Annotated in this window: 20 protein-coding genes and 2 pseudogenes; 13 read left to right on the top strand and 9 right to left on the bottom strand. The window is 67.6% G+C overall.

Annotated features, from left to right (window positions below; genetic code table 11):
• Positions 1 to 22 precede the first annotated feature (22 nt).
• The 3 genes from rpoN to AC52GN_RS13145 all read left to right on the top strand — a co-directional run bounded on the left by rpoN (position 23) and on the right by AC52GN_RS13145 (position 2,810).
• On the top strand, positions 23 to 1,546 hold the full coding sequence (gene rpoN / locus AC52GN_RS13135; protein WP_496527376.1) for an RNA polymerase factor sigma-54: 1,524 nt from the start codon (positions 23 to 25) through the stop codon (positions 1,544 to 1,546).
• Between the two features lie 71 nt (positions 1,547 to 1,617).
• On the top strand, positions 1,618 to 2,268 hold the full coding sequence (hpf, locus tag AC52GN_RS13140; protein WP_291777129.1) for a ribosome hibernation-promoting factor, HPF/YfiA family: 651 nt from the start codon (positions 1,618 to 1,620) through the stop codon (positions 2,266 to 2,268).
• Positions 2,269 to 2,345: 77 nt separating this feature from the next.
• Positions 2,346 to 2,810 carry a PTS sugar transporter subunit IIA gene (locus AC52GN_RS13145; protein ID WP_291777126.1) on the top strand — a complete coding sequence of 155 codons (465 nt, stop codon included), beginning with the start codon at positions 2,346 to 2,348 and terminating at the stop codon, positions 2,808 to 2,810.
• Positions 2,811 to 2,893: 83 nt separating this feature from the next.
• On the opposite strand, the gene AC52GN_RS13150 is transcribed toward AC52GN_RS13145, so the two are convergent.
• The gene (locus tag AC52GN_RS13150; protein ID WP_312218280.1) at positions 2,894 to 3,163 is read right to left on the bottom strand and encodes a DUF1150 family protein; all 270 of its coding nucleotides are present in this window, start codon (positions 3,161 to 3,163) and stop codon (positions 2,894 to 2,896) included.
• Positions 3,164 to 3,223: 60 nt separating this feature from the next.
• A complete protein-coding gene (locus AC52GN_RS13155; RefSeq protein WP_313415869.1) occupies positions 3,224 to 3,643 on the bottom strand; it encodes an Hsp20 family protein in 420 nt (139 codons plus the stop codon).
• A gap of 194 nt (positions 3,644 to 3,837) precedes the next feature.
• On the opposite strand from AC52GN_RS13155, the gene AC52GN_RS13160 reads away from it, so the two are divergent.
• Positions 3,838 to 4,512, top strand: a complete 675-nt coding sequence (locus AC52GN_RS13160) for a YiaD family glycine zipper/OmpA-like lipoprotein (protein WP_291777117.1) — start codon at positions 3,838 to 3,840, stop codon at positions 4,510 to 4,512.
• 276 nt (positions 4,513 to 4,788) lie between these two features.
• Here the strand turns inward: AC52GN_RS13160 and AC52GN_RS13165 are convergent, their stop codons facing one another.
• The 5 genes and pseudogenes from AC52GN_RS13165 to AC52GN_RS13185 form a co-directional block, all read right to left on the bottom strand.
• Positions 4,789 to 6,105, bottom strand: a complete 1,317-nt coding sequence (locus tag AC52GN_RS13165; protein ID WP_496527377.1) for a UDP-glucose dehydrogenase family protein — start codon at positions 6,103 to 6,105, stop codon at positions 4,789 to 4,791.
• 185 nt (positions 6,106 to 6,290) lie between these two features.
• A complete protein-coding gene (locus tag AC52GN_RS13170) occupies positions 6,291 to 7,448 on the bottom strand; it encodes an outer membrane beta-barrel protein (RefSeq protein WP_496527378.1) in 1,158 nt (385 codons plus the stop codon).
• 158 nt (positions 7,449 to 7,606) lie between these two features.
• Positions 7,607 to 7,864, bottom strand: a complete 258-nt coding sequence (locus AC52GN_RS13175) for a hypothetical protein (protein ID WP_496528813.1) — start codon at positions 7,862 to 7,864, stop codon at positions 7,607 to 7,609.
• Positions 7,861 to 9,597: an AGE family epimerase/isomerase gene (locus tag AC52GN_RS13180; protein WP_496527379.1), complete on the bottom strand. Its 1,737-nt coding sequence runs from the start codon at positions 9,595 to 9,597 to the stop codon at positions 7,861 to 7,863. Before AC52GN_RS13180 ends, AC52GN_RS13175 begins: the two co-directional genes overlap by 4 nt.
• Before the next feature lie 10 nt (positions 9,598 to 9,607).
• Positions 9,608 to 9,811, bottom strand: a pseudogene (locus tag AC52GN_RS13185) (sugar phosphate nucleotidyltransferase); the annotation flags it as partial.
• Between the two features lie 136 nt (positions 9,812 to 9,947).
• Between AC52GN_RS13185 and argB the strand changes: the two are divergent.
• From argB to AC52GN_RS13205, 4 genes are all read left to right on the top strand, one after another.
• Positions 9,948 to 10,877 (top strand): acetylglutamate kinase, encoded by a 930-nt coding sequence (argB, locus tag AC52GN_RS13190; RefSeq protein WP_496527380.1) that lies wholly within the window; start codon positions 9,948 to 9,950, stop codon positions 10,875 to 10,877.
• Positions 10,874 to 11,602 carry a pyrimidine 5'-nucleotidase gene (locus AC52GN_RS13195; protein ID WP_291783233.1) on the top strand — a complete coding sequence of 243 codons (729 nt, stop codon included), beginning with the start codon at positions 10,874 to 10,876 and terminating at the stop codon, positions 11,600 to 11,602. Before argB ends, AC52GN_RS13195 begins: the two co-directional genes overlap by 4 nt.
• A complete protein-coding gene (gene dapD, locus AC52GN_RS13200; protein ID WP_496527381.1) occupies positions 11,599 to 12,468 on the top strand; it encodes a 2,3,4,5-tetrahydropyridine-2,6-dicarboxylate N-succinyltransferase in 870 nt (289 codons plus the stop codon). Before AC52GN_RS13195 ends, dapD begins: the two co-directional genes overlap by 4 nt.
• A 349-nt stretch (positions 12,469 to 12,817) precedes the next feature.
• Positions 12,818 to 14,833, top strand: coding sequence for a S8 family peptidase (locus AC52GN_RS13205; RefSeq protein ID WP_496527382.1), 2,016 nt, complete (start codon positions 12,818 to 12,820; stop codon positions 14,831 to 14,833).
• A 229-nt stretch (positions 14,834 to 15,062) separates the two neighbouring features.
• Here the strand turns inward: AC52GN_RS13205 and AC52GN_RS13210 are convergent, their stop codons facing one another.
• Positions 15,063 to 16,235, bottom strand: coding sequence for an acetyl-CoA C-acetyltransferase (locus AC52GN_RS13210; RefSeq protein ID WP_496527383.1), 1,173 nt, complete (start codon positions 16,233 to 16,235; stop codon positions 15,063 to 15,065).
• A 183-nt stretch (positions 16,236 to 16,418) separates the two neighbouring features.
• On the opposite strand from AC52GN_RS13210, the gene trhA reads away from it, so the two are divergent.
• The 3 genes from trhA to AC52GN_RS13225 all read left to right on the top strand — a co-directional run bounded on the left by trhA (position 16,419) and on the right by AC52GN_RS13225 (position 18,191).
• Positions 16,419 to 17,114, top strand: coding sequence for a PAQR family membrane homeostasis protein TrhA (trhA, locus tag AC52GN_RS13215; protein ID WP_313418649.1), 696 nt, complete (start codon positions 16,419 to 16,421; stop codon positions 17,112 to 17,114).
• Positions 17,115 to 17,232: 118 nt separating this feature from the next.
• Positions 17,233 to 17,817, top strand: a complete 585-nt coding sequence (gene phaR, locus AC52GN_RS13220) for a polyhydroxyalkanoate synthesis repressor PhaR (RefSeq protein ID WP_291783382.1) — start codon at positions 17,233 to 17,235, stop codon at positions 17,815 to 17,817.
• 8 nt (positions 17,818 to 17,825) lie between these two features.
• Entirely contained in the window at positions 17,826 to 18,191 is a 366-nt protein-coding gene (locus AC52GN_RS13225) for a hypothetical protein (RefSeq protein ID WP_346486104.1), read from the top strand.
• A 274-nt stretch (positions 18,192 to 18,465) separates the two neighbouring features.
• Here the strand turns inward: AC52GN_RS13225 and AC52GN_RS13230 are convergent.
• Positions 18,466 to 19,204: pseudogene (locus AC52GN_RS13230) on the bottom strand (glycosyltransferase family 2 protein).
• 103 nt (positions 19,205 to 19,307) lie between these two features.
• Here AC52GN_RS13230 and AC52GN_RS13235 point away from each other — a divergent pair.
• Complete coding sequence (locus AC52GN_RS13235) at positions 19,308 to 20,984, top strand: ArnT family glycosyltransferase (RefSeq protein ID WP_496527384.1); 1,677 nt, start codon at positions 19,308 to 19,310, stop codon at positions 20,982 to 20,984.
• Entirely contained in the window at positions 20,981 to 21,901 is a 921-nt protein-coding gene (locus AC52GN_RS13240) for a hydroxymethylglutaryl-CoA lyase (RefSeq protein ID WP_496527385.1), read from the top strand. Before AC52GN_RS13235 ends, AC52GN_RS13240 begins: the two co-directional genes overlap by 4 nt.
• Positions 21,902 to 22,088: the final 187 nt, after the last annotated feature.

The following is a 22,088-nucleotide window of genomic DNA, read 5'->3' on the forward strand; positions in this document are numbered from 1 at the left end:
CCTGCGTGCGGGGTGGAACGACGTGATCGGGCAGAGGCTGGAGGTCAGACAGGGGCAGGGGCTGGTCATCACGCCCCAGCTGCAGCAGGCGATCAAGCTGCTGCAACTGTCGAACCTTGAGCTGGAGGCCTTCGTCGAGGGCGAACTGGAGCGCAATCCCCTGCTGCAACGGGACGAGGGCGAACCCGGCGTCGACGCCGCGCCCGAGGCTTCCCAGGACGCCGCAACCGCCGACGGCGGCGACGAGGGCGAACTGCGCTTCGTCGAAGGCTCGGACGCCCACGCCCAGACCCTGGACGCCGGCGCCGACGACCTCTACGGCGACGCCGCCCCCGGCGAACGCGTCGGCGACCGCCAGGGCGACCAGGCGACCGACCAGCCCGGCCTGACCGACTGGTCCCGCGCAGGCTCGGGCGGCGGCCTGGCCGACGGCGAGGAGCGCGAGCGGCCCGACCATCGGGACGAGACCCTGTGGGAGCATCTGCAGGCCCAGGCCTCGGCCGCCGGGTTCGGCCCGGCCGACCACGCCATCGCCCTGACCCTGATCGACGCCACGGACGAGGGCGGCTATCTGCGCGCCGACCTCGACGAGATCGCCGAACGGCTGGGCGTCGATGCGGCGCGCATCGAGACGGTGCTGGCCGTCTGCCACGGCTTCGAGCCGACGGGCGTCATGGCCCGCTCCATTCCCGAATGCCTGAAGCTGCAGTTGATCGAGCGCAACCGCTTCGACCCGGCCATGGGGGCCCTGCTGGACAATCTGGAGCTGCTGGCGCGACGCGACCTGACCGCCCTGCGCAAGGTCTGCGGCGTCGACGGCGAGGATCTGGCCGAGATGATCGCCGAGCTGAAGGCCCTGACGCCGCGCCCCGGCGCAGGCTTCGGCGGCGAACCGGCCCAGACGGTCGTGCCCGACGTCCATGTGCGTCCCGATCCGGCGGGCGGCTGGCGGGTCGAGCTGAACACCGACACCCTGCCCCGCCTGCTGGTCGACAAACGCTATCACGCCGTGGTGGCGGCGGGCGCTCGTTCGGACGTCGAGAAGACCTTCGTCGCCGACTGCGCGGCCCAGGCCAGCTGGCTGGTCAAGTCGCTGGACCAGCGCGCCCGCACCATCATGAAGGTGGCGTCCGAGATCGTGCGCCAGCAGGACGCCTTCCTGGCCTTCGGCGTCGAGTTCCTGCGCCCCCTGACGCTGAAGACGGTGGCCGAAGCCATCGAGATGCACGAATCGACGGTCAGCCGCGTCACCTCGAACAAATACGTGGCCACCCCGCGCGGGGTGTTCGAGCTGAAGTTCTTCTTCACCGCCGCCATCCAGTCCAGCGACGGCGGCGCGGCCCACTCGGCCGAGGCCGTGCGCCAGAGAATCAAGACCATGATCGACGGCGAATCCGGCGACGGCGACGTGCTGAGCGACGACCGCATCGTCGAGATCCTGAACGAGGCGGGAATCGACATCGCCCGACGCACTGTGGCGAAATATCGCGAAGCCCTGCGCATTCCCTCGTCGATCCAGCGTCGCCGCCTGCTGAAGGCCGGCTGACTGCGACCAAGCGTCACCACAAATCGGTGATCGCCATTGACACCAAAGCCGGTCAGTCGCGTTCTAGGGACATGAAGATCCAAGTCAGCGGCAAGCAAGTGGATGTCGGCGAAGCGCTAAGCTCGCGCATCTCCCAGGAACTCGAAGAGGGAGTCGGCAAATATTTCGCCCGCGGCGCTCAAGACGCCGAGGTCGTGGTGTCCAAGGATCGACACGGCTTCCGGGTCGATTGCTGGGTGCGTCTGGCCTCGGGCCAGTCCCTGGTGACGACAGGTTTCGGCGGCGACGCCCAGGCCGCCTTCTCGGACAGCCTGGACAAGCTGGAAAAGCGCGTGCGCCGCTACAAGCGCCGCCTGAAGGACCACCATATCGGTCCCAAGGGCCTGTCGCCCGAGAAGACCGAAAACGCCGCGCGTGAAGTCGCCGCCATGACCATCTTCCGGGATCCCGACACGGTCGAGGACGAGGCCTTCGGCGACGCCGGCCTGCCTGGCGAACCGCCGCCCGTGGGCATGGTCATCGCCGAGACCGAGTCGGAGATCCGCACCCTGACCGTGGGACGCGCCGTGGCCGAACTGGACATGACCGGCTATCCGCTGGTGATGTTCCGCAACGCCGCCCACGGCGGTCTGGCCGTGGTCTATCGCCGGCCCGACGGCAACGTCGGCTGGATCGATCCGCAACGCACGACCAAGGGCGCGGCGGCGCAAGCCGTCGGCTGAGGCTTCCTCAGGAAGGGCGAAGAGGCTAAAGAGCACTCGCCCTTCCGCCAATGTCGGGTTCGATTTTCGGGGTAAGCATGGACATCGCTGATTTGCTGTCGTCGGACGGGATCGTCCTGCGGGGCGGCGCGTCATCCAAACGTCAGGCCCTTCACGCCGTGGCCGAAGCCTTCGGCGCCGCCTTCGACATGGACGCCGACAAGGCGTTCGAGGCGCTGCAGGAGCGCGAGGCCCTGGGTTCGACGGGCCTGGGCTCGGGCGTCGCCGTGCCGCACGCCCGCATCCAGGGACTGGACCGCGTCTGTGCCGTCTTCGTGCGATTGGACACGCCGGTGGCCTATGAGTCGCTGGACGATCGTCCGGTCGACCTGCTGTTCGCCCTGTTCGCGCCGCTGGAGGCCGGGGCCGAACACCTGCGCGCCCTGGCGGCCGTGTCGCGCGCCCTGCGCTCGCCGGAACTGCGCGAACAACTGCGTCAGGCGCGGACGGTCGACGCCATCCGCGCCCTGTTCGTCAAGGACGTGTCGAAGACCGCCGCCTGAGCGGCCTTCCCTTTACAGGAAGGGCGAACGTCCGCCGCCCGGAGCGAATATCGGAGTTCGGATCGATTCCATCCGAGCCGAGTCTAATGAACCGACATCGGCTCCAGGTCATGGGCGACGGCGGCGGCGAAGGCGGTTTCGCGATCCAGCATGACCGCCAGACGTTCGCCGTCAGCGCCGTGCACGGCGTAGAGAATCTGATCGGGATCGATCTCCAGATCGGACGCGGTCTCGACGCGAGCGTCGGCCAGAACGTCGGAGGCGCGGATCGCGCGCACATAGACCAGATCCGGGGCGCCGAAATCGGCGAAGTCGGGGATCTTCGTATTGGGCATCTTCATGGTGGGCGTCATAAGACCGCCTCCTTACGCTTGACTGAACGCCTGCAGAGCCAGGCGGTTCGACGGCTGGGCTCAGCCCGTCGTGATGGGAATGCGCCGCACGCTGCGTTCCTGCTCCGGGCGGATCAGGTCCACGTGCAGCAGACCGTGCTCCAGCCGGGCGCCCGCGATCTCCAGTCCATCGGCCAGGACGAAACTGCGGACAAAGCCCCGCGCCGCGATGCCGCGATGCAGAAAGGCTTGAGGGTCGCGCCCGGCGTCCTCTCGTTTGCCGGTGATGGTCAGTTGCCGTCCCTCGACGGTGACGGACAGCTCCTCCGGCGTGAACCCCGCCACAGCCAGGGTGATGCGCACGGCGGCGTCGCCGAGTTGCTCCACATTATAGGGCGGGTAGGATTCGGCCGCCGCCTTGGCGGCCCGGTCGATCAGGGCTCGGGTATGATCGAAGCCCAACAGAAAGGGGCTGTCGAACAGCAGGGTGCGCGTAGTCATGGGGCCCTCTAACGAAGCGACCTCGGCCGTCCGATCTTCCCCGACATCGGCAGAAGATCCGGCCTGAAGGATAGATGGGAAGATGGGGCCTTCGGGTCAACGCCGGACCTTCGTTCACTCCGCATACAGGTTGGAACCTTCACCATATGCTTCGCGTTTTTCGCGAAGATCGCGACCATCGAAAGGAATTCCCCATGAGCGCCAAGCTCGCCGTCGTCGGCGTCAGCATCGCCGCCCTGCTGGGCGCCGCCGCCTGCACCACGACCGATCCCTACAGCTCCGCCCCTCGCCGCAACAACACGGGAACCGGCGCCATCGCCGGGGCCGTGGGCGGCGCCCTGCTCGGCTATCTGACCAACACCTCGAGCGGCGAACAGGGCCGCAAGAACGCCCTGATCGGCGCGGGCATCGGCGCCCTGGCCGGCGCCGGCGTCGGTCAGTACATGGACCGTCAGCAGCGCGCCCTGGAAGCCGAGCTGTCGGGCACCGGCGTCGGCGTGGCCCGTCAGGGCGACAACCTGGTGCTGCGCATGCCCTCCGACGTGACCTTCGCCACCAACCAGTCGTCGCTGGACGCCCGCTTCCTGCCGGTGCTGGACGACGTGGCCCGCGTGCTGAACGAATACGACCGGTCCATGGTCGATGTGGTCGGCCACACCGACTCCTCGGGCGGCGACGCCATCAACCAGCCGCTGTCCGAACGTCGCGCCTCCTCGGTCGCCTCCTATCTGATCGACCGGGGCGTGATGCGCGAACGCATCTATGTGGCCGGCATGAGCGCCCGCAACCCCATCGCCTCCAACGACACGGTCGAGGGCAAGGCCCAGAACCGTCGCGTCGAGATCCTGATCCGCCCCTTCACGGGCTGATCGGCCGGAACGGCCTGAAACAGGAAGGGGCGGCCCGTTCGGCGCCGCCCCTTTTTCATGTCTGGCCGTCAGTCCGGCGGCCGGGACGAAAGAAACGGCCTAGCTTGACCTCTATCCCCTTGCCTTGGCCGGTTCACTGTCGGCCTGCTGTGTCGGCAGGAGATTCCGATGGACGGCGACGGGCTGGGCAGGACGATAAGGCTGATCGGCATCGCGGCGGCGACCGCCGTCGTGGTCGCCGCTGCGGTCATCGCGATCGGCCGCCTGCTTCTCTAGCTAGGCCGCGTCGAGGGGGCGGCCGATGGAGAAGTAGCGGAAACCGCGCGCCCGCATGTCCTCCGGACGGTAGACGTTGCGCAGGTCGACCATGACCGGCTGTTTCAACAGCAGCTTGATCCGGTCCAGGTCCAGAGCGCGGAACTGGTTCCATTCGGTCATGATGACGGCGGCGTCCGCACCCGCCAGGGCGTCATAAGGACCGTCCGTGAAGACCACGCCGTCCAGAAGTTTGGCCGCCTCCTCCATGCCCTCCGGGTCGAAGGCCTGAACCCGCGCGCCGCGCGCGATCAGGGTCGGGGCCACGTCCAGAGAGGGGGCGTCGCGCATGTCGTCGGTGTTCGGCTTGAACGTCAGGCCCAGCAGGGCGACCGTCTTGCCCTTCAGCTCGCCGCCCAGGGCCTCGGCGACGCGGTCGGCCATGGCCTTCTTGCGCGCGTCGTTGATGGCCACCGTGGTCTCAATCAGCTTCAGCGGCGAACCGGCGTCGGTCGCCGTGCGCACCAGGGCCAGGGTGTCCTTCGGGAAGCAGGAGCCGCCGTAACCCGGCCCCGCGTGGAGGAATTTGGAGCCGATGCGGTTGTCCAGACCGATGCCGCGCGCGACCTGCTGCACATCGGCGCCGACCGCCTCGCACAGATCGGCGACCTCGTTGATGAAGGTGATCTTCATGGCCAGGAAGGCGTTGGCCGCATATTTGATCAGCTCGGACGTGCGCCGCCCGGTGAACATGATCGGCGTCTCATTGAGATTCAGCGGCCGGTAGAGCTCGGCCATGACGGCGCGGGCGCGCTCGTCGTTTGTTCCGACCACCACCCGGTCAGGGCGCTTGAAGTCGCCGATGGCGGCGCCTTCACGCAGGAACTCCGGGTTGGAGACGACGGCGAAGTCCGCATCGGGTCGCCGCTGACGGATGATGCGCTCGATCTCGTCGCCGGTGCCGACGGGGACGGTCGACTTGGTCACCACGACGGTGAAGCCGTCCATCAGGTCGGCGATCTCTTCGGCCGCGGCGTAGACGTAGGACAGGTCCGCATGACCGTCGCCGCGCCGCGAAGGCGTGCCCACGGCGATGAAGACGGCGTCTGCCGCGCGAATCGCCTCAGCCCCGTCGACGGCGAAGGCCAGCCGTCCGTCGCGGACGTTGCTAGCGACCAGATCATCCAGCCCCGGCTCGTAGATGGGCATGATGTTCTGGTGCAGACGCTCGATCTTGGAGGCGTCCTTGTCGACGCAGGTCACCGTGTGGCCGAAGTCGGCGAAACAGGCGCCCGACACCAGGCCGACATAGCCGGTTCCGATCATGGCGACGCGCATGGATGGCTCCTCTCATCAACCGTCTCTGCCGCAATAGCCCCGGTCGAGGCGCTTCGCCAGCGTCCCGCCGACGCAGGTCGAAGAAAGCCAAAGAAAAAGGACGGCCGACCCGATGGATCGACCGTCCTTGATGTCTTTCAACCTGGAAGCCTTCGGGGGCCGATCGAGACCGGCCCCCTCAGGGCTTAGAAGTTGATGTCGACGGTGGCGCGACGGTTCAGCGGCTCGCGCACGCCGTCGGCGGTCGGCTTGGCCAGCTGGGTCTCGCCCTTGCCGTCCAGCGAGATCACGCCGCCGTTGACGCCTTGAGCGACCAGGGCGTCAGCCACGGTGCGCGCACGGCGGTTCGACAGGCCCATGTTGTAGGCCGCGTTGCCCGAAGTGTCGGTGTGGCCGACCACCAGCACGCGCGTCGGAGCGCCCGACTTGGCGTAGTTGGCGGCTTGCGTCACCACCGAGCGGGCTTCCGCCGTCAGGTCCGAACGGTCGAAGTCGAAGTAGACCACGAACTGACGCGCAGCCGGCTTGGCCGGAGGCGGCGGAGGCGGCGGAGGCGGCGGCGGAGGAGGCGGCGGCGGCGGGGGCGGCGGCGGCGGCGGCGGCGGCGGGGCCACCGGCTCGGCGCCGAACGCATAGCGCAGGCCCAGCGTCACGGTGTGCGACTGGTCGTAGTCGCCCGACAGCGTCCCGAAGGCCGGAGCGGCCGACTGGTTGGTGTCGAACTCCATGTCGCCCGTCAGGTAACGGTACGTCAGGTCGATGTTGGCGCGGTCCGACACGGCCCAGGCCAGACCGGCGATCGCCTGAGCGGCGAACTTGGTCGAGCTGTCGTCGGCGGTGAAGGCGACGCCCGGGTTCTGGCGCAGACGGCCGGCGGTGTCGGTGTTGACGCGGTTCACGCCCACGCCCAGGCCGACGAACGGACGGATGGTCCAGTCCGGCGAACCGAAGTCGTACAGGACGTTGGCCATCAGCGTCGTCGACGTGATGTCGCCTTCCGGCGAGTGGCACGGGCCGGTGGCCGGGGTCATGTTGCACAGGCCGTTCGGGCCCGAGACGGCGCGCACGCGACCGATGTCGCCCGAGCGGTAGCCGCCTTCGAGTTCAACGCGCCAGTTCGGGTTGAAACGGTAGCCCAGGCGAGCGAACGCCGCCCAGCCGTCGTTGACTTCCCAGTTCCAGTTGTGGCCGGTCGCCGACGCTTCGGTGTTGATGTCGTCGATGATGTGGTAGCCAGCGTCGATCGCGCCGTACCAGCCATCGGGCTCCGCCGATGCAGCGCCGGCCGACAAGGCCAGGGCGGCCGCTGCGCTCGACGCCAGGATCAAACTCTTGACACGCATAGGATGCGGCCCTCCGAGGTTATTGATAGGTGGGCGATTAAGTCACCGCCTGAGGCGACCCTTACCAGCGTCACCATAGCGGGTCGAGCACGAAACGCTCGCTACAAGCTTTAGGCAACACAAGCGTGTTCCAAAAGCTACAAAAACCCAGTGCCTCTTTAGCTCAGAGCAAGTGAGGGAGCGCCGCTCCCCAAGGTTCCCGCTTCAGCGACCTGCGTAAAGGCGGAAACAATATGATACAATGAACTGGCAGGCGCAGCTTCATCAATGAAGCGGCCGTTTTCAAGCCTCTTATCCCGCCAAAGTCCATCGTGGGTCAGATATGTCCAAACGGCGCGCTGAGCGCGAGCCGCCTCCGAAAGAAAACGATCTTCATCTGACGGACACAGATCAGCAAGAAGCAGGGAGGCTTTCAGCCACTCCGTCTGAGGCCATAGACGAGCGCGCCGTACACGAACTCCCCTTCCTCATCCAAAGCGTCTACGGCGACTTGACCGCGCGCATCCACTCCCTCCACCCCACGATCAAATAGAGTTCTAGCGGCCGTCAGCCACCTCGGATCTCCGCCGCTACGGTGCAAGCGCGCCAACAACCAAGCCCATTCGAATTGATGACCCGGCTCGACAAGACGCCCTTTCTCGCCGGAAGCGGGCGTCCAGTCAGCCTCGAAAAACTCTCTCAACCGGCCGGTCTTCGAATCCATGAAAACAGTCGTGGCCAAGCCCGCAACCTGCTCTACAAGCGTACTCCACGCCGGATCATCGCTGACCTCGGACCAAGCCAAGGCCGCCTCCAGCAGGTGCATGTGGGCGTTTGACTGGTACGGCTGGTCTCCGGCTTCGACGATGGCTCCACCGTCATCCGCCCTTTCCAGCAACCGCCTCCTCACCTCATGGGCGACCGTTTCAGCACGCCCCTCCCAGTCAACGCCCGCTTTCTTAGCCGTCGCTAGCGCGAGCAGGAGAAAAGCCTGATCGTAGACACGGAAATCGTCGTCCAGAGGCGAGCCGTCATGCGCCACCAACGTTCGCATGAAGCCGTCCGGACGCAGGAAGGTTCGTTCCAGATATGCAAGCCCGTCCATGACGTTCTGACGCCAAGACCCTTGCCATCCAAGTAATCCAGCCTGCGCGAAAACATAAATCTGCCGAGCCTGAACGCGCGCACGTCGCTCCGCCGCTACACTTCGTCCATCAAGATTGAGTAATTCCGCAAACGATCCATTCTCAGCCTGCCCCACAGACGACCAAAGCGGCAATGCGCGTAAGCGCAACCACTCCCGGAATCGGCGCGCACCAGCTTCAAGCGTCTCCATTTCCGGTTTGACGAAGTCTATATGCTGCGGAGAAGACTTTCGCAGTCGCTCCACCACCTTCTTCACGTCTTGAGCCCGAGACAGATCGCATACCAAGACAGCGTCGCCTTCAACCACAATGGCCAGGTTTCGAACCCCAAGCGCCGCGACAACCACGCCTTCGGGTGCGCGAGCCATGCATCCTTCAGCGTCCTCGAAGATATGGCCGCCGAATTCCCCTTCGCCCGTTGCGGCGACCGCGTCCCAAGCTCCCAGATCCGACCATTGGAAATCGACCGGCAAGACCCAAGCTCGCTGCGTACGCTCCATCAAGGCATAGTCGATTGAAATCTTAGGCGCTGAACGAAAATCCACACCAAGATCAAAGACATCTCCAGCACAACCATTAACCGACGCTCTCGCCGATTGAAGAACATCGGGAGCATAATGCGCGAGCTCAGAAAGCAGCACCTTGGCGGAAAGTATGAAATTTCCGCTATTCCAAAGAAAACCTTTTTCAATGTAATCTCGAGCTACATTTCGGTCCGGCTTTTCAACAAACTGTTGCACTGGAGCAAGCTTACTCGTAGCTGGCTGAATGTATCCATAAGCTGTCGAGGGTTCTGTCGGCTTGACACCCAGAGTGACGATATGCCCCTTCAACGCGCCTTCGCTCGCCTTTCGTACGGCTTCGCAGAAGGCGCCATGGTCCGGAATATGGTGATCTGACGCGACAAAAACGTTCACGCCGTCCGCGTCGTGTTGCTCCGTCCATGCCGCCGCCGCCGCCATAGCGGCTGCCGAGATCTCGCGCCTCAGGCTCAAGCAGGACTTGAGCAACGACGTCGATTTCATGAAGCTGTTCTAGAATGGCGCTGCGATGCGTCTGGCCGCCAATAACAATAATGCGCCCACCACCGGAAACCAGCGGCTGCGTTCGCAAAACGGCTTCCTGAAAAAGGGAGCGGTTACCTGAAAGCGGGATGAACTGCTTAGGCCTTGAGGGGCGAGAGGCCGGCCAAAGCCTGGTTCCCGCACCGCCGCACATAATGACAGGATATAATCTCATGCGAGGATGCCTAATCTGAATCGCGCAGAAAGGAAGTACCCGATCATAGAATTACGAAAGAATGACAACCCTCGCTAACTTCAACAGCACCTTCGCCCGTGACTCCCGTCGCCCTTGGGGCTATCGAGCCCGCACGATGATAGAGACTGATCGGCAATCCGAGGAACGCGGCTGGGAGACGGCGAAGACGCTCGCCGAGGCCCTGCCCTATATCCAAGTTTATGACCGCGAGACCGTGGTCATCAAATACGGCGGCCACGCCATGGGCGAGAGCGCGGTGGCGAAGCAGTTCGCCGCGGACGTGGTGCTGCTGAAGCTGATGGGAGTGAACCCCGTGGTCGTTCACGGCGGCGGCCCTCAGATCAGCGCCATGCTGGACAAGGCGGGGGTGAAGTCGGCCTTCGTCGACGGCCTGCGCGTGACGGACAGGGACACCATGACGGTGGCCGAGATGGTCCTGTCCGGCGCCGTCAACAAAGAGATCGCCCACTGGATCACCGTCGCCGGCAAGGAAGCCGACGTGCGCGGCGTGGGCCTGTCGGGCAAGGACGCCGGCCTGATGACGGTCGAGAAGACGCGCCGGACCAAGCGCGACCCCGACAGCATGATCGAGCATGAAGTCGATCTGGGCTTCGTCGGCGAACCGACCAAGGTCGATCCCAAGCTGATCAAGGGTCTGATCGCCTCGGAGACCGAGGACTGGGTGCCGGTCATCGCCCCCATCGGCGTGGCCGAGGACGGCCAGACCTACAACGTCAACGCCGACACCGTGGCCGGGGCCGTGGCGGGCGCCCTGCACGCCAAGCGGATGCTGCTGCTGACCGACGTGCCGGGGGTCAAGGGCGCCGACGGCGAGATCATCCGCCAGATGACGCTGGACGAGGCGCAAGGCCTGATCGACGCGGGCGTCGCCACCGGCGGCATGATCCCCAAGCTGGAGACGGCCATGGCCGCCGTCCGCGCGGGCGTCGAGGCCGTGGTCATCCTGGACGGGCGCCGGCCGCACGCCATGCTGGTCGAACTGTTCACCGAGCACGGCGCCGGCACCCTGGTCAAAAGGAAGTGACGGGTTCGGCGTCGAAGACGGCGCCCGAAACCGCCCGGCCGGACTCCGCCTCGACGGAGATCGCCGCAGACCTGCGTCATGTCCGGTCCTGGGTCTTCGACCTGGACAACACCCTGTATCCGCCCGAGACGCAGTTCCTGCGTCAGGTGGAGCAGCGCATCAATCAGTACGTCGTGCGGACGTCCGGTCTGGAATCGGCCGAGGCCCTGTCGGTGCAGCGCGGTTATCTGCATGACTACGGCACCTCCCTCGCCGGGCTGATGATGCACTATGAGATCGACCCGCATCACTTCCTGGCCGAGGTCCACGACGTGCCGCTGGACGTGCTAGCGCCCGATCCCGGCCTGCACGCGGCGCTGGCGCGGTTGAACGGCCCGCGTCTGATCTTCACCAACGGCTCGGCCGGTCACGCCAGGCGGGTGATGGAGAAGCTGGAGCTGACGCCCTTCTTCGACGGAGTGTTCGCGTTGGAGGACGCCGACCTGATCCCCAAGCCGGACCCGCGCACCTTCCACAAGATGCTGACGCGCTTCGGCGTCGATCCGGCGACCGCCTGTTTCTTCGAGGACACGCCCAAGAACCTGGAGCCGGCGCGCGACCTGGGCATGACCACCGTCCTGGTCGGGCCTAAGGCCTTCACCGCCGAGGGCGACCACATCCAACACCGGGCCGCCTCCCTCGGCCCCTTCCTGACCACCGCCATGCTGGACGGAGATCCGCAATGACCGACCTGACCCACCTGGAATCCGTCATCGAGGCCGCCTGGGAAGCCCGCGCCGAGGTCTCGCCCGCCACGCGCGGCGAGGTGCGCGACGCCGTCGACACCGCCCTGGCCCTGCTGGATTCCGGCCAGGCGCGCGTCGCCTCGCGCAGCGAGAACGGCGTGTGGAGCACGCACCAGTGGCTGAAGAAGGCGGTGCTGCTGTCCTTCCGCCTGAACGAAAACGTCATCATGCGCGCCGGCCACGCCCCGACCTTGCCGCTGTCGGCCGATCACCCGGCGGGAATCGGCCCCTTCTGGGACAAGGTGCCCAACAAGTTCGGCGACTGGAGCGCCGCCGACTATCAGGCCGCCGGCTTCCGCTCGGTGCCGGGCGCCGTCGTCCGTCGCGGCGCCTATGTCGGCAAGAACGTCGTGCTGATGCCGTCCTTCGTGAACATCGGCGCCTATGTCGATGAAGGCTCGATGGTCGACGCCTGGGCCACGGTCGGCTCCTGCGCGCAGATCGGCAAGAACGTCCACCTGTCGGGCGGCGCGGGGATCGGCGGCGTGCTGGAGCCGCTGCAGGCCAACCCGACCATCATCGAAGACGGCTGCTTCATCGGCGCCCGCGCCGAGGTGGCCGAAGGCGTCATCGTTCGCGAGGGCGCGGTCCTGGCCATGGGCGTCTATCTGTCGGCCTCGACCAAGATCGTCGACCGGGCGACGGGCGAGATCTTCCGCGGCGAGGTCCCGGCTTACTCTGTCGTCGTGCCGGGCGCCCTGCCCGACCCGAACGGCGGTCCCAGCCTGTATTGCGCCGTCATCGTCAAGCGCGTCGACGCCCAGACCCGCGCCAAGACCGGCGTGAATGAACTGCTGCGCGACTGACCTGAGCGCTCGACCGAGCGGACTCGTCAATCTCTTCGAAACCCGCCTAATAGCTGGATAGGTTTCGGGAGAGGAAACCATGTCCGTTCAACGACTGCGACGATACGCGATCTCGATCAGCGTCCTGGGCCTTCTGGCCCTGCCATTGGCGGCTTGCGGGGGCGGCGGAGGCGGAGGAATGGGCGGAGGCGTCGTCACGCCGTCGCCGCCGCCTCCACCGCCACCACCTCCGCCTCCTCCCCCACCTCCGGCGATCCCCAGCGCGACGTCATCGGAATATCTGCGCAACTGGGGCGTCGGAGACACCGGGGCCATCAGCGCCTGGCGACAGGGCGCGACCGGGCGCGGCATGACCGTCGCCGTAGTCGACAGCGGCATCAAGCTGAACCACCGGGACCTGGGCGTGAACATCTCGCCCCTGTCCACCGACGTCGTGCCCGGCCGCAACCAGCCCGAGGGCACGGACGACCACGGAGCCAGCGTCGCCAGCATCATCGCCGCGCCGTTCAACAACTACGGCACGGTCGGCGTGGCCTTCAACGCCACCATCATGTCGATCCGCGCCGACGTCAGCGACTGCACCGATCCCGACGACAAGATCTGCTTCCGTTCGTCCGACCTGACGCGCTCCCTGGACTACGCCGTGCAGAACGGCGCCCGGATCATCAACCTGTCCCTGGGCGGCGAAGGGCCGCTGGGCTCGCAGTTCGAGGCGGCCCTGCAGCGGGCGGTCAACGCAGGAGTCGTCTTCGCCGTCGCCGCCGGCAATGAGGCCGGCGTCAATCCCGAATGGCCCGGCCGCTACGCCAGCGATCCGCGCTTCGCCGGCTCGATCATCGTCGTCGGCGCCCATGATCGCGCGCGCCAGCTCGGCGACTTCTCCAACAGGGCCGGCGTGTCCCAGAGCGCCTATCTGACCGCGCCGGGCGTCGAGGTCGTCTTCAATTGCGAAGGCGACCAGTGCTGGAAGGGCGGAGGCACCTCCTTCGCCTCCCCCGCCGTGGCGGGCGCCCTGGCCCTTTTGCTGGAGGCCTTTCCCAATCTGACCGGTCGTGAAGCGGTGGACATCCTGCTGCGTACCGGAGCGGACCTGGGCGATGCGGGGACGGACATCATCTTCGGACGCGGCGCCCTGGACATCGCCCGCGCCTTCCAGCCGGTGGGCGCGACCGCCTCGCCCATGGCGGCGGGGACGCCCGTGAGCATCGCCGTGGCGCCCGGCGCCCATGTCGGCGGGCCGTTCGGGGACGCGATGGGCCGCACAGGGGCGCTCGGCACCATCGCCTACGACGAGTATGAACGGCTGTTTCGGGTGGACCTCGGCGCCGCCTACGGCCCCGCGCCGCGCCGCAGCTACCAGCCCAGCAACCCAACCCCCATGCAGCAGTCGCAGGTGACGCTCGACACGCCGGGCGGAACGCGACTGTCGTTGGCCGCCGCCACGCCCGTGGCCACCCCCGAGCCCGTGGCGGCGCGCTACAGCCCTTATGACGCGCCGTGGCTGGGCGACGAGACGCGCGGCGAGGCACTGTTCGACGTTCAAGCCGGGCGGCTGTCGTTCGCGGCGTGGCAGGGCCAGGGCGGGGCGCGATCGCCGTTCCGCAGCGGGTCCGGCGACGGCTTCGTGGCCCTGAGCCAGGCGGATCACGCCCTACGCGGGGCCCTGAACTTCGGCGCCCTGACCTTCAGCGCCGAGAGCGGGTCCGGCGACCGGCGCGCTCCCTTACGTCCGGTCGAGCGAGACGCCTCGACCTACGCCCGCGCCGGGCTGGACTGGCGCGCCGAGAACGGCGGCCTTTCGTTCAGTCTGGGCGCGCTGGACGAGCGGATGGGGCCGCTGGGGGCCTACTTGCCGACGCAGTCGGACTTCGCCCTGCCGTCGCGTACCCGCTTTGCGGCGGTCGGGGCGGATGTGGACCTGGGGCGCGGCTTCACCCTGTCGGGCGAGGCGGGTTTCGGCCGCACCGAACTGGAGGGGCGGTTCCTGCACCTGTCGGCCCCGGCGCTCAGCTCGACCTGGCGCGCGTCGCTGCAGTCGGCCTGTCCGACGTGGTCCTTCGCCAAGGCCCTCGGCTGCCGCAGCCTGACGTGGGAAATTTCCCAGCCCCTGCGGATCGAGGACGGGACGTTCAGCGCCTATCTGGCCGACGCGCCGCTGGACTATTTCGATCCGGTGACCTTCTCGGAGCGGCGTTTCTCGGCCGCGCCGTCAGGGCGGCAGATCGACTTCAGCGTCCGCAGCCTGCACGCCCTGCCGGGCGGGTCGTGGCTACAGTTGGAGGCCGTCGCCAGCCGCGAAGAACAGCACCGCGCCGACGCCCCGACCGGCTACGCCCTGCTCGGCAGCTGGCGGCGGGGGTTCTGAGACGAGGCTCTGCCATCACCACCCGCTCGTCCCGGCGGACGCCGGGATCCAGTGCGAACGACGCACATCAGTCTTCAGGGTTCTTGAAGCAGCAAAGCCAAGACGAAGCGCCTGAAGCCAAAAGCACTGGGTCCCGGCGTCCGCCGGGATGAGCGGGGTGATAGGGCGCAACAAAAAAGGCCGACGATCGCTCGCCGGCCTTTACAGTTTCAGTCTATCGTTAAAGCTCTTAGCACTCCACGCACATCGCCACGCCCATGCCGCCGCCGATGCACAGGGTGGCCAGGCCCTTCTTCGCGCCCAAGCGCTTCATCTCGTGCAGCAGGGTGGTCAGGATGCGCGCGCCCGAGGCGCCGACCGGGTGGCCGATGGCGATGGCGCCGCCGTTGACGTTGACCTTGGCCGGGTCGAGGCCCAGCTCCTTGACCACGCACAGCGACTGGGCGGCGAAGGCCTCGTTGGATTCGATCAGGTCCAGATCGGCGACGGTCCAGCCCGCCTTCTCCAGCGCCTTCTTCGAGGCCGGGATCGGGCCGGTGCCCATGATGGCCGGATCGACGCCCGCGGTGGCCCACGACGCGATGCGGGCCAACGGCTCAAGCCCGCGCGCCTTGGCTTCATCGGCCGACATCAGCACCAGAGCGGCGGCGCCGTCGTTGATGCCCGAGGCGTTGGCCGCCGTCACCGTGCCGTCCTTGACGAAGGCGGGCTTCAGCTTCTCCATCGCCTCGAGGGTCGCGCCGTGGCGGATGTATTCGTCCTGATCCACGACCACGTCGCCCTTGCGGGTCGAGATGGTGACGGGAACGATTTCGTCGGCGAACTTGCCCGCCTTCTGGGCGGCCTCGGCCTTGTTCTGCGAGGCGACGGCGAAGGCGTCCTGAGACGCGCGGTCGATCGACCATTTGGCGGCTATGTTCTCGGCCGTCTGGCCCATGTGATAGCCGTGGAAGGCGTCGATCAGGCCGTCCTGCAGCATGCTGTCCTTGAAGGCCAGCTCGCCCATCTTCTGGCCGTTGCGCAGCTGGGCCGTGTGCGGCGACTGGCTCATGCTTTCCTGGCCGCCGGCGACGACGATCTTCGCATCGCCCTGCACGATCTGCTGATAGGCCAGGGCCACGGCACGCAGGCCCGAGCCGCACAGCTGGTTCAGGCTCCAGGCCGGGGTTTCATTGGCCAGGCCCGCGCCGATGGCGGCCTGACGCGCCGGGCCCTGGCCCGCGCCCGCCTGCAGCACCTGGCCCAGGATCACCTCGTCCACATCAGCGGCGGCCACGCCTGCGCGCTCCAGCGCCGCCTTGATGGCGACCTCGCCCAGCTTGGAGGCCGGCAGGGTCGACAGGGCGCCGAGGAAGGAGCCGACCGGCGTGCGGGCGGCGGAGACGATGACGACGTCGGTCATTTTTATTCACTCCCTGGAGAAATTCTTTGCGCGAGGTTGTGCCGCATTCGCAGGCGCTCGTCACCTGTTGCGATGCAGCAATCAGCAAAACGTCATCGCCGCGCCGCAGCATCCGCCGGGAACGATGCCCGCAGCCGCGCTTTCAGAAGGAGAAGGAGACGCGACCTTGCCGAAAGCCCCCACATGCTGAAACGTCTGGCCCGCCGCATCTGCACCCCCGACGATCTGGACATGATCGAACACTATCAGACGCGGGCCGAGCGGCTGGCCGATCTGTGGGTGCACGCCGTGGGTCTGGCCCTGGCGGCGGCGGGAGGCGTGGTGCTCGCGGTGCTGGCCGGCGTCTATGCGGGGGTGGGCGCGGCGGTCTCGACGGCCATCTACGCCCTGTGTCTGGTGGCCATGCTGACGGCCTCGACCATCTACAACCTGACCCATCCGTGTGCGGCGCGGCCGGTGCTGCGGCGGTTGGACGAGGCGGCCATCTTCCTGATGATCGCGGGCAGCTACACGCCCTTTACGACCGTGCGCTTCGAGGGGGCATGGTCCGTGGGCTTCACCCTGGCGGTGTGGACCATGGCCATCGTCGGCGCGGGCGTGAAGATGCTGGCGCCGCGCCTGTCCGACGCCTTCTGGAGCGTGATCTACGTCCTGTTCGGCTGGGTGGCGGTGTTCGCGCTGAAGCCGATGATCGAGACGGTGCATCCGCTGGCGCTGGGCCTGCTGGTAGCCGGCGGGCTGATCTATACGGCCGGCGTCTTCGTCTTCATCCGCCAGAAGGTCAGGTTCCGCCGGGCCATCTGGCACGGCTTCGTCGTCACGGGGGCCGGGGTGCACTGGGCCGCCGTGCTGATCGGCGTGGTGCTGGTGAACGTCTGAGCCGCGTCAAAGACGGGACTCGCCTTCGCGCGCGCAATGCGGGATGCTTGGGCGTTGCAACATCGCGAGAACAAGCGTGACCGACAAGAAATCCGAGGGCGGAAAAACCCGTGACGGCATGGTCGTCATCAAGAAGTATGCGAACCGGCGGCTCTACAACACCGCCACCAGCGCCTATGTGACGCTGGATGATTTGGCCCGCATGGTGCGCGAGGGCGTGGAGTTCACCGTCTACGACGCCAAGACCAATGACGATCTGACGCGCCAGATCCTGACCCAGATCATCTTCGAGGAAGAAAGCCGGGGCGAGGCCCTGCTGCCGGTGCAGTTCCTGCGTCAGCTGATCGGCTTCTACGGCAACTCCATGCAGGGGGTGCTGCCGTCATATCTGGAGATGTCGCTGGACAGCTTCACCCGCCAGCAGGAGCAGTTGCGCGGCCAGTTCACGCGCGCCTTCGCCTCGGCGCCCGGCGGCAATCTGATGGAAGAGGCCGTGCGCCAGAACATGGCCATGTTCGAGCGCGCCATGCGGATGTTCCCCGGCTTCGCCTACGGCCGCCCCGAAGGCGAAGCGGCCGAGACGCCTGCGGCCGCCGAGGCCAAGGCCGAACCGGCGAAGGACGGGGCGGCCCTGGACGAGATGCGCCGCCAGATGGACGAGATGCGGGCCCAGATCGACCGCCTCGCCCAGTCCAAGGGCTGAGGCCGCCCGTGACGGACGAGATCCGTCCCATCGGCGCGGCGGGACCGCTGAACGATCCCGTCGTGGACGACCGCCGCGAGGGCGACCGTCGCCGTCGCGAGCGGCGGCGCGCCCGCGCCCTGGTCCCGACCGAGGCCGAGACGTCGGACGAGGCGGCCGATCCTGCCGCCTCCCCGGCAAAGCCTGCCGTCACCCCGCCTCCGCCGCCCGCCGCCTTCGCCGCCCAGGTGCTGGGCCAGTCGGGGCAGAAGCGCGGGCTGAAGGGCGGGGCGCCGGTGCTGGATGCGGCGCGCACCACCTATCTGGGCCGGGAATATTCGGGGCGGCACGATCGGCGCCCCTCGCCCGGACGGTCGCGCAAGACCGAGATCTGAGGGCGACTGGCGCGCGACTTGCGTAGACGAAGGCTCAACCGCTTTCGGATCGCGCCATGCCCGCCGCTTTCAGCCTTGCCTCCCGCCTGTTCGACGTGACCGTGGTGGCCGTGATCTTTCTGGCGTTCAGCTAGGAGGCTCCTCCCCTCCCGCCGTCATCCTCGGGCTTGCCCCGAGGATCGAGCGCAGCGACGCCCTCACTCCCGGCCGTCGGGCAGGCGGACAACTGGATCCTCGGGCTTGACCCGAGGATGACGGCGTAGGGGTAGCGTTCTCAGAACTCGCGGATGTCGCCCGGACGCCGCGAGCGGGACTTCAACCACATCACGCCCAGCAGGTCCGAGAAGGACGCCCGCAGTCGTCCCCAGTTGGTGTATTTCGACCGGCCCGTCTCGCGGTGGCGGTGATCGACGTCGAGGTAGCGGTTCTCATACCCCTCGCGGATCATCAGGGCGGGCAGGTAGCGGTGGATGTGATCGAAGTAGGGCAGGCGCAGGAAGACGTCGCGGCGAAACGCCTTCAGCCCGCAGCCGGTGTCGTCGGCGTCGTCGCCCAGCAGCTTCTTGCGGATGCGGTTGGCCCATAGCGACGCCTGACGCTTGGCGTTGGTGTCCTGGCGCTTGGCGCGCACCCCGCCGACCAGCGCGACGCTGGGAGGGGCGGCCAGCAGGGCGTCGACCAGACGCGGCGCGTCGGCGGGCGGGTTCTGGCCGTCGCCGTCCAGGGTCACCACGATCGGCGCCCGCGCGGCCAGGACGCCGGTGCGCACCGCCCGGCTCTGCCCCGCATTGGTTCCGTGCGACAGCACCCGCAGGGCGGGCAGTTCCGCCATCGCCGCCTGCAGCTCGGCCAGGGTCGAGATCCCGGCTGGCGTCGTTGACGAAGATCATCTCATAGGACCGCCCGGCGAAGGCCTCGGCGATCTCGCGCGCCAGGAGCACGGCGGCGCCGGATTCGTCATGCACGGGCACGACGACGGAAATGTCGGGCGAAGAAGCGGAGCGGTCGATCATCGACGCTCTTTAGCGCAGGCCGCGCCTGGGCGAAACGGCGCGTCCACAAGCGATGAGGAAGGTGAAGCTTCCGGGGCCGCACCCGGCGTGATACGACAGCGGCATGAACCGCCCGAACCTGGATCGCTACATCGCCGGCTGGCGCGGCCCTGTCCTTGCGGCCCTGCTGGCCCTGATCGCCGGCCTGCCCGGCCTGCTGCTGCTGCCGCCGCTGGATCGGGACGAGAGCCGCTTCGCCCAGGCCACCGCCCAGATGCTGGAGGGCGGCGACTATGTCGACATCCGCTTCCAGGACGATCCGCGCTGGAAGAAGCCCATCGGCATCTACTGGATGCAGGCGGCGGCCGTGGCCGCGACCTCGGACGTCGAGGACCGCAACATCCAGCCCTATCGCCTGCCGTCGCTGCTGGGCGCCATGCTGGCGGCCTGGGCCGTGGCCTGGGCGGGCGCCGCCCTGTTCGGTCAGAGGGCGGGCTTCCTGGCCGGCGTCATGCTGGGCGCGACCTTCCTGTTGTCGACCGAGGCGGGCATCGCCAAGACCGACGCCATGCTGGCGGGTCTGACCACCCTGTCGATGGCGGCGCTGGCGCGCATCTATATGGCGACGCGAGCGGGCGAGAAGGCGAACCGGCTGCACAAGCTGCTGTTCTGGGCGGGCATCGGTCTGTCCATACTGATCAAGGGGCCGATCGGCCTGCTGGTCGTGGCCCTGACCATCATCGCCCTGTCGCTGTGGGACCGGAACATCCGGTGGCTGGGGCAGCTGGGCTGGGGCTGGGGCCTGCCGCTGGTGGCCCTGCTGGTCGGGCCATGGGCCATCGCCATCACCATCGCCACCGACGGCGGATTCTGGCGCGAGGCCATCGGCGGGGATCTGGCGCCCAAGATCGCAGGCGCTCATGAAAGTCACGGCGGCTTCCCCGGCATGTATGTGCTGCTGTCGCCGCTGCTGCTGTTCCCCGTCACCCTGATGCTGCCCGCCGCCCTGTCGACGGGCTGGCATCGCCGGGCCGAGCCCGCGATCCGCTTCGCCGTCTGCTGGCTGGTCCCAGCCTGGCTGATGTTCGAACTGGCTCCGACCAAGCTGTGGCACTACACCCTGCCGACCTTCGGGGCGATCGCCCTGCTGGCCGCCGCCGCCCTGACCCAGCCGATCGGCAAAGTCTCGCGCGTCACCGGCGCCCTGCTGGGCCTGTTCGCCGCCGTGGTCATCTGTCTGATCACCGTCTACGGCCTGACCGAGTTCGGCCGCTCGACCGCCCAGACCTGGGCTACGGTCACCATCGTCTTCGCCGTCATGGCCGCCGCCGTGGGAGGCTTCCTGCTGGTCAACCGCGCGGCGATCACCGGGGTGCTGATCGCCGTCGTCTTCGGCGTTCTGGCCCACGCGGGGCTGGCCGGGACCATCCGGCAGTTGCGCCCCCTGTCGATCGCGCCGCGCCTGGTGCAGACGCTGGACTCGGCCGAGCTGAACCCCGCCCAAGGCCGCTATCCGGGGCCGGTGGCCATCACCACCTTCCATGAGCCCAGCTTCGTCTTCCTGACCGGCAAGGACACCCAGCTGACCGACGGCGCCGGCGCCGCCCGCGCCCTGGCTGAAGGCCGCCCGGCCATCGTCGAGGCCCGAGACGACGAAGCCTTCCGCCGCGCCCTGGCCGACCTGGGCGCCGCCGGGCGGGCCGTCGGCGTGGTCAGCGGCCACAACTACTCCTCGGGCGACGACGTGCGCCTGACCGTCTACGCCCCGGCCGGGCCCGGCCAAAGGAGCATCGCCCGATGAGCCGCTTCATCCAGATCGTCGAGGTCGGCCCGCGCGACGGCCTGCAGAACGAGAAGACGGTGCTGGAGCCGGCCGCCCGCGCCGACTTCGTCCAGCGGCTCGAGGCGGCGGGAGCCAGACGCATCGAGGCCGTCAGCTTCGTCCACCCCAAATACGTGCCACAGATGGCAGGCGCCGAAGAGGTCATGGCCGCCCTGCCCCGCACTGAGGGCCACAGCCGCATCGGCCTTGTTTTGAACGGCAAGGGCTATGACCGCGCGCTGGGCACGGCGGTGGACGAGGTCAACGTCGCCATGTCCGCCACCGACGGCTTCGGCCTGAAGAACCAGGGCCTCAGCGTCGACCAGCAGGTGCAGATGCTGTCCGAGATCGTGGCGGGCCGCGCCAATGCAGACGGCGCGCCGGGCGCGACGCCCAAGCTGTCGGCCACCCTGTCCTGCGTCTGGGGCTGCCCGTTCGACGGCGAGGTCTCGGTGCAGCAGGTCAGCGACCTTGTCGCCCGCATCGCGGCGCTCGGCGTCGAGGAGATCGCCCTGGCCGACACCATCGGCGTCGGCGATCCGTGGAGCGTGACGAAGAAGGTCGAAGCCGCCCGCCAGGCCGCGCCTGACGCCACGTTGCGCCTGCATTTCCACGACACCCGCAACACGGGCCTTGCCAACGCCTATGCGGGCGTCGAGGCGGGCGTGGACGTGCTGGACGCCTCGGTCGGCGGCATCGGCGGCTGCCCCTTCGCCCCCGGCGCGACCGGCAACATCGCCACCGAGGATCTGGTCTATATGCTGGAGCGCGCGGGCTATTCGACCGGCTACGACCTGGACGCCCTTATCGCTACGGCGCGCTGGATCGGCGGCCAGATCGGCAAGCCCAACCCCAGCGCCCTCAGCCGCGCGGGCGGTTGGCCTCCTCAAAGTTAGCTCTAAAACCAGTGACCTATGCTCAATAACCTTCCCCGTGTTGGCCGGCGACAACGGGCTGGGTTCACTGGAGAGTTCGCGAGTAGGACAAACCGACGACTCCTCACCCTATTGACGACAGCGGCTGCCAGTCGGGCTTTGGGGTGGGCAAACGGCCAGCCCTCCCGACCGGGGAACCTCTATATTT

The sequence above is a fragment of the Brevundimonas sp. SS2672 genome, assembly GCF_059579685.1.

What these genes read in the sequence shown, in the direction of transcription:
- AC52GN_RS13235 (WP_496527384.1), top strand. Translation starts at nt 19,308, where the DNA reads ATGAACCGCCCGAACCTGGATCGCTACATCGCCGGCTGGCGCGGCCCT.
- AC52GN_RS13180 (WP_496527379.1), bottom strand. Translation starts at nt 9,597, where the DNA reads ATGAAATCGACGTCGTTGCTCAAGTCCTGCTTGAGCCTGAGGCGCGAG.
- AC52GN_RS13155 (WP_313415869.1), bottom strand. Translation starts at nt 3,643, where the DNA reads ATGACTACGCGCACCCTGCTGTTCGACAGCCCCTTTCTGTTGGGCTTC.
- dapD (WP_496527381.1), top strand. Translation starts at nt 11,599, where the DNA reads ATGACCGACCTGACCCACCTGGAATCCGTCATCGAGGCCGCCTGGGAA.
- AC52GN_RS13205 (WP_496527382.1), top strand. Translation starts at nt 12,818, where the DNA reads ATGACCGTCGCCGTAGTCGACAGCGGCATCAAGCTGAACCACCGGGAC.
- hpf (WP_291777129.1), top strand. Translation starts at nt 1,618, where the DNA reads ATGAAGATCCAAGTCAGCGGCAAGCAAGTGGATGTCGGCGAAGCGCTA.
- phaR (WP_291783382.1), top strand. Translation starts at nt 17,233, where the DNA reads ATGGTCGTCATCAAGAAGTATGCGAACCGGCGGCTCTACAACACCGCC.
- AC52GN_RS13170 (WP_496527378.1), bottom strand. Translation starts at nt 7,448, where the DNA reads ATGCGTGTCAAGAGTTTGATCCTGGCGTCGAGCGCAGCGGCCGCCCTG.
- AC52GN_RS13150 (WP_312218280.1), bottom strand. Translation starts at nt 3,163, where the DNA reads ATGACGCCCACCATGAAGATGCCCAATACGAAGATCCCCGACTTCGCC.
- trhA (WP_313418649.1), top strand. Translation starts at nt 16,419, where the DNA reads ATGCTGAAACGTCTGGCCCGCCGCATCTGCACCCCCGACGATCTGGAC.
- AC52GN_RS13165 (WP_496527377.1), bottom strand. Translation starts at nt 6,105, where the DNA reads ATGCGCGTCGCCATGATCGGAACCGGCTATGTCGGCCTGGTGTCGGGC.
- AC52GN_RS13210 (WP_496527383.1), bottom strand. Translation starts at nt 16,235, where the DNA reads ATGACCGACGTCGTCATCGTCTCCGCCGCCCGCACGCCGGTCGGCTCC.
- AC52GN_RS13240 (WP_496527385.1), top strand. Translation starts at nt 20,981, where the DNA reads ATGAGCCGCTTCATCCAGATCGTCGAGGTCGGCCCGCGCGACGGCCTG.
- argB (WP_496527380.1), top strand. Translation starts at nt 9,948, where the DNA reads ATGATAGAGACTGATCGGCAATCCGAGGAACGCGGCTGGGAGACGGCG.
- AC52GN_RS13145 (WP_291777126.1), top strand. Translation starts at nt 2,346, where the DNA reads ATGGACATCGCTGATTTGCTGTCGTCGGACGGGATCGTCCTGCGGGGC.
- AC52GN_RS13160 (WP_291777117.1), top strand. Translation starts at nt 3,838, where the DNA reads ATGAGCGCCAAGCTCGCCGTCGTCGGCGTCAGCATCGCCGCCCTGCTG.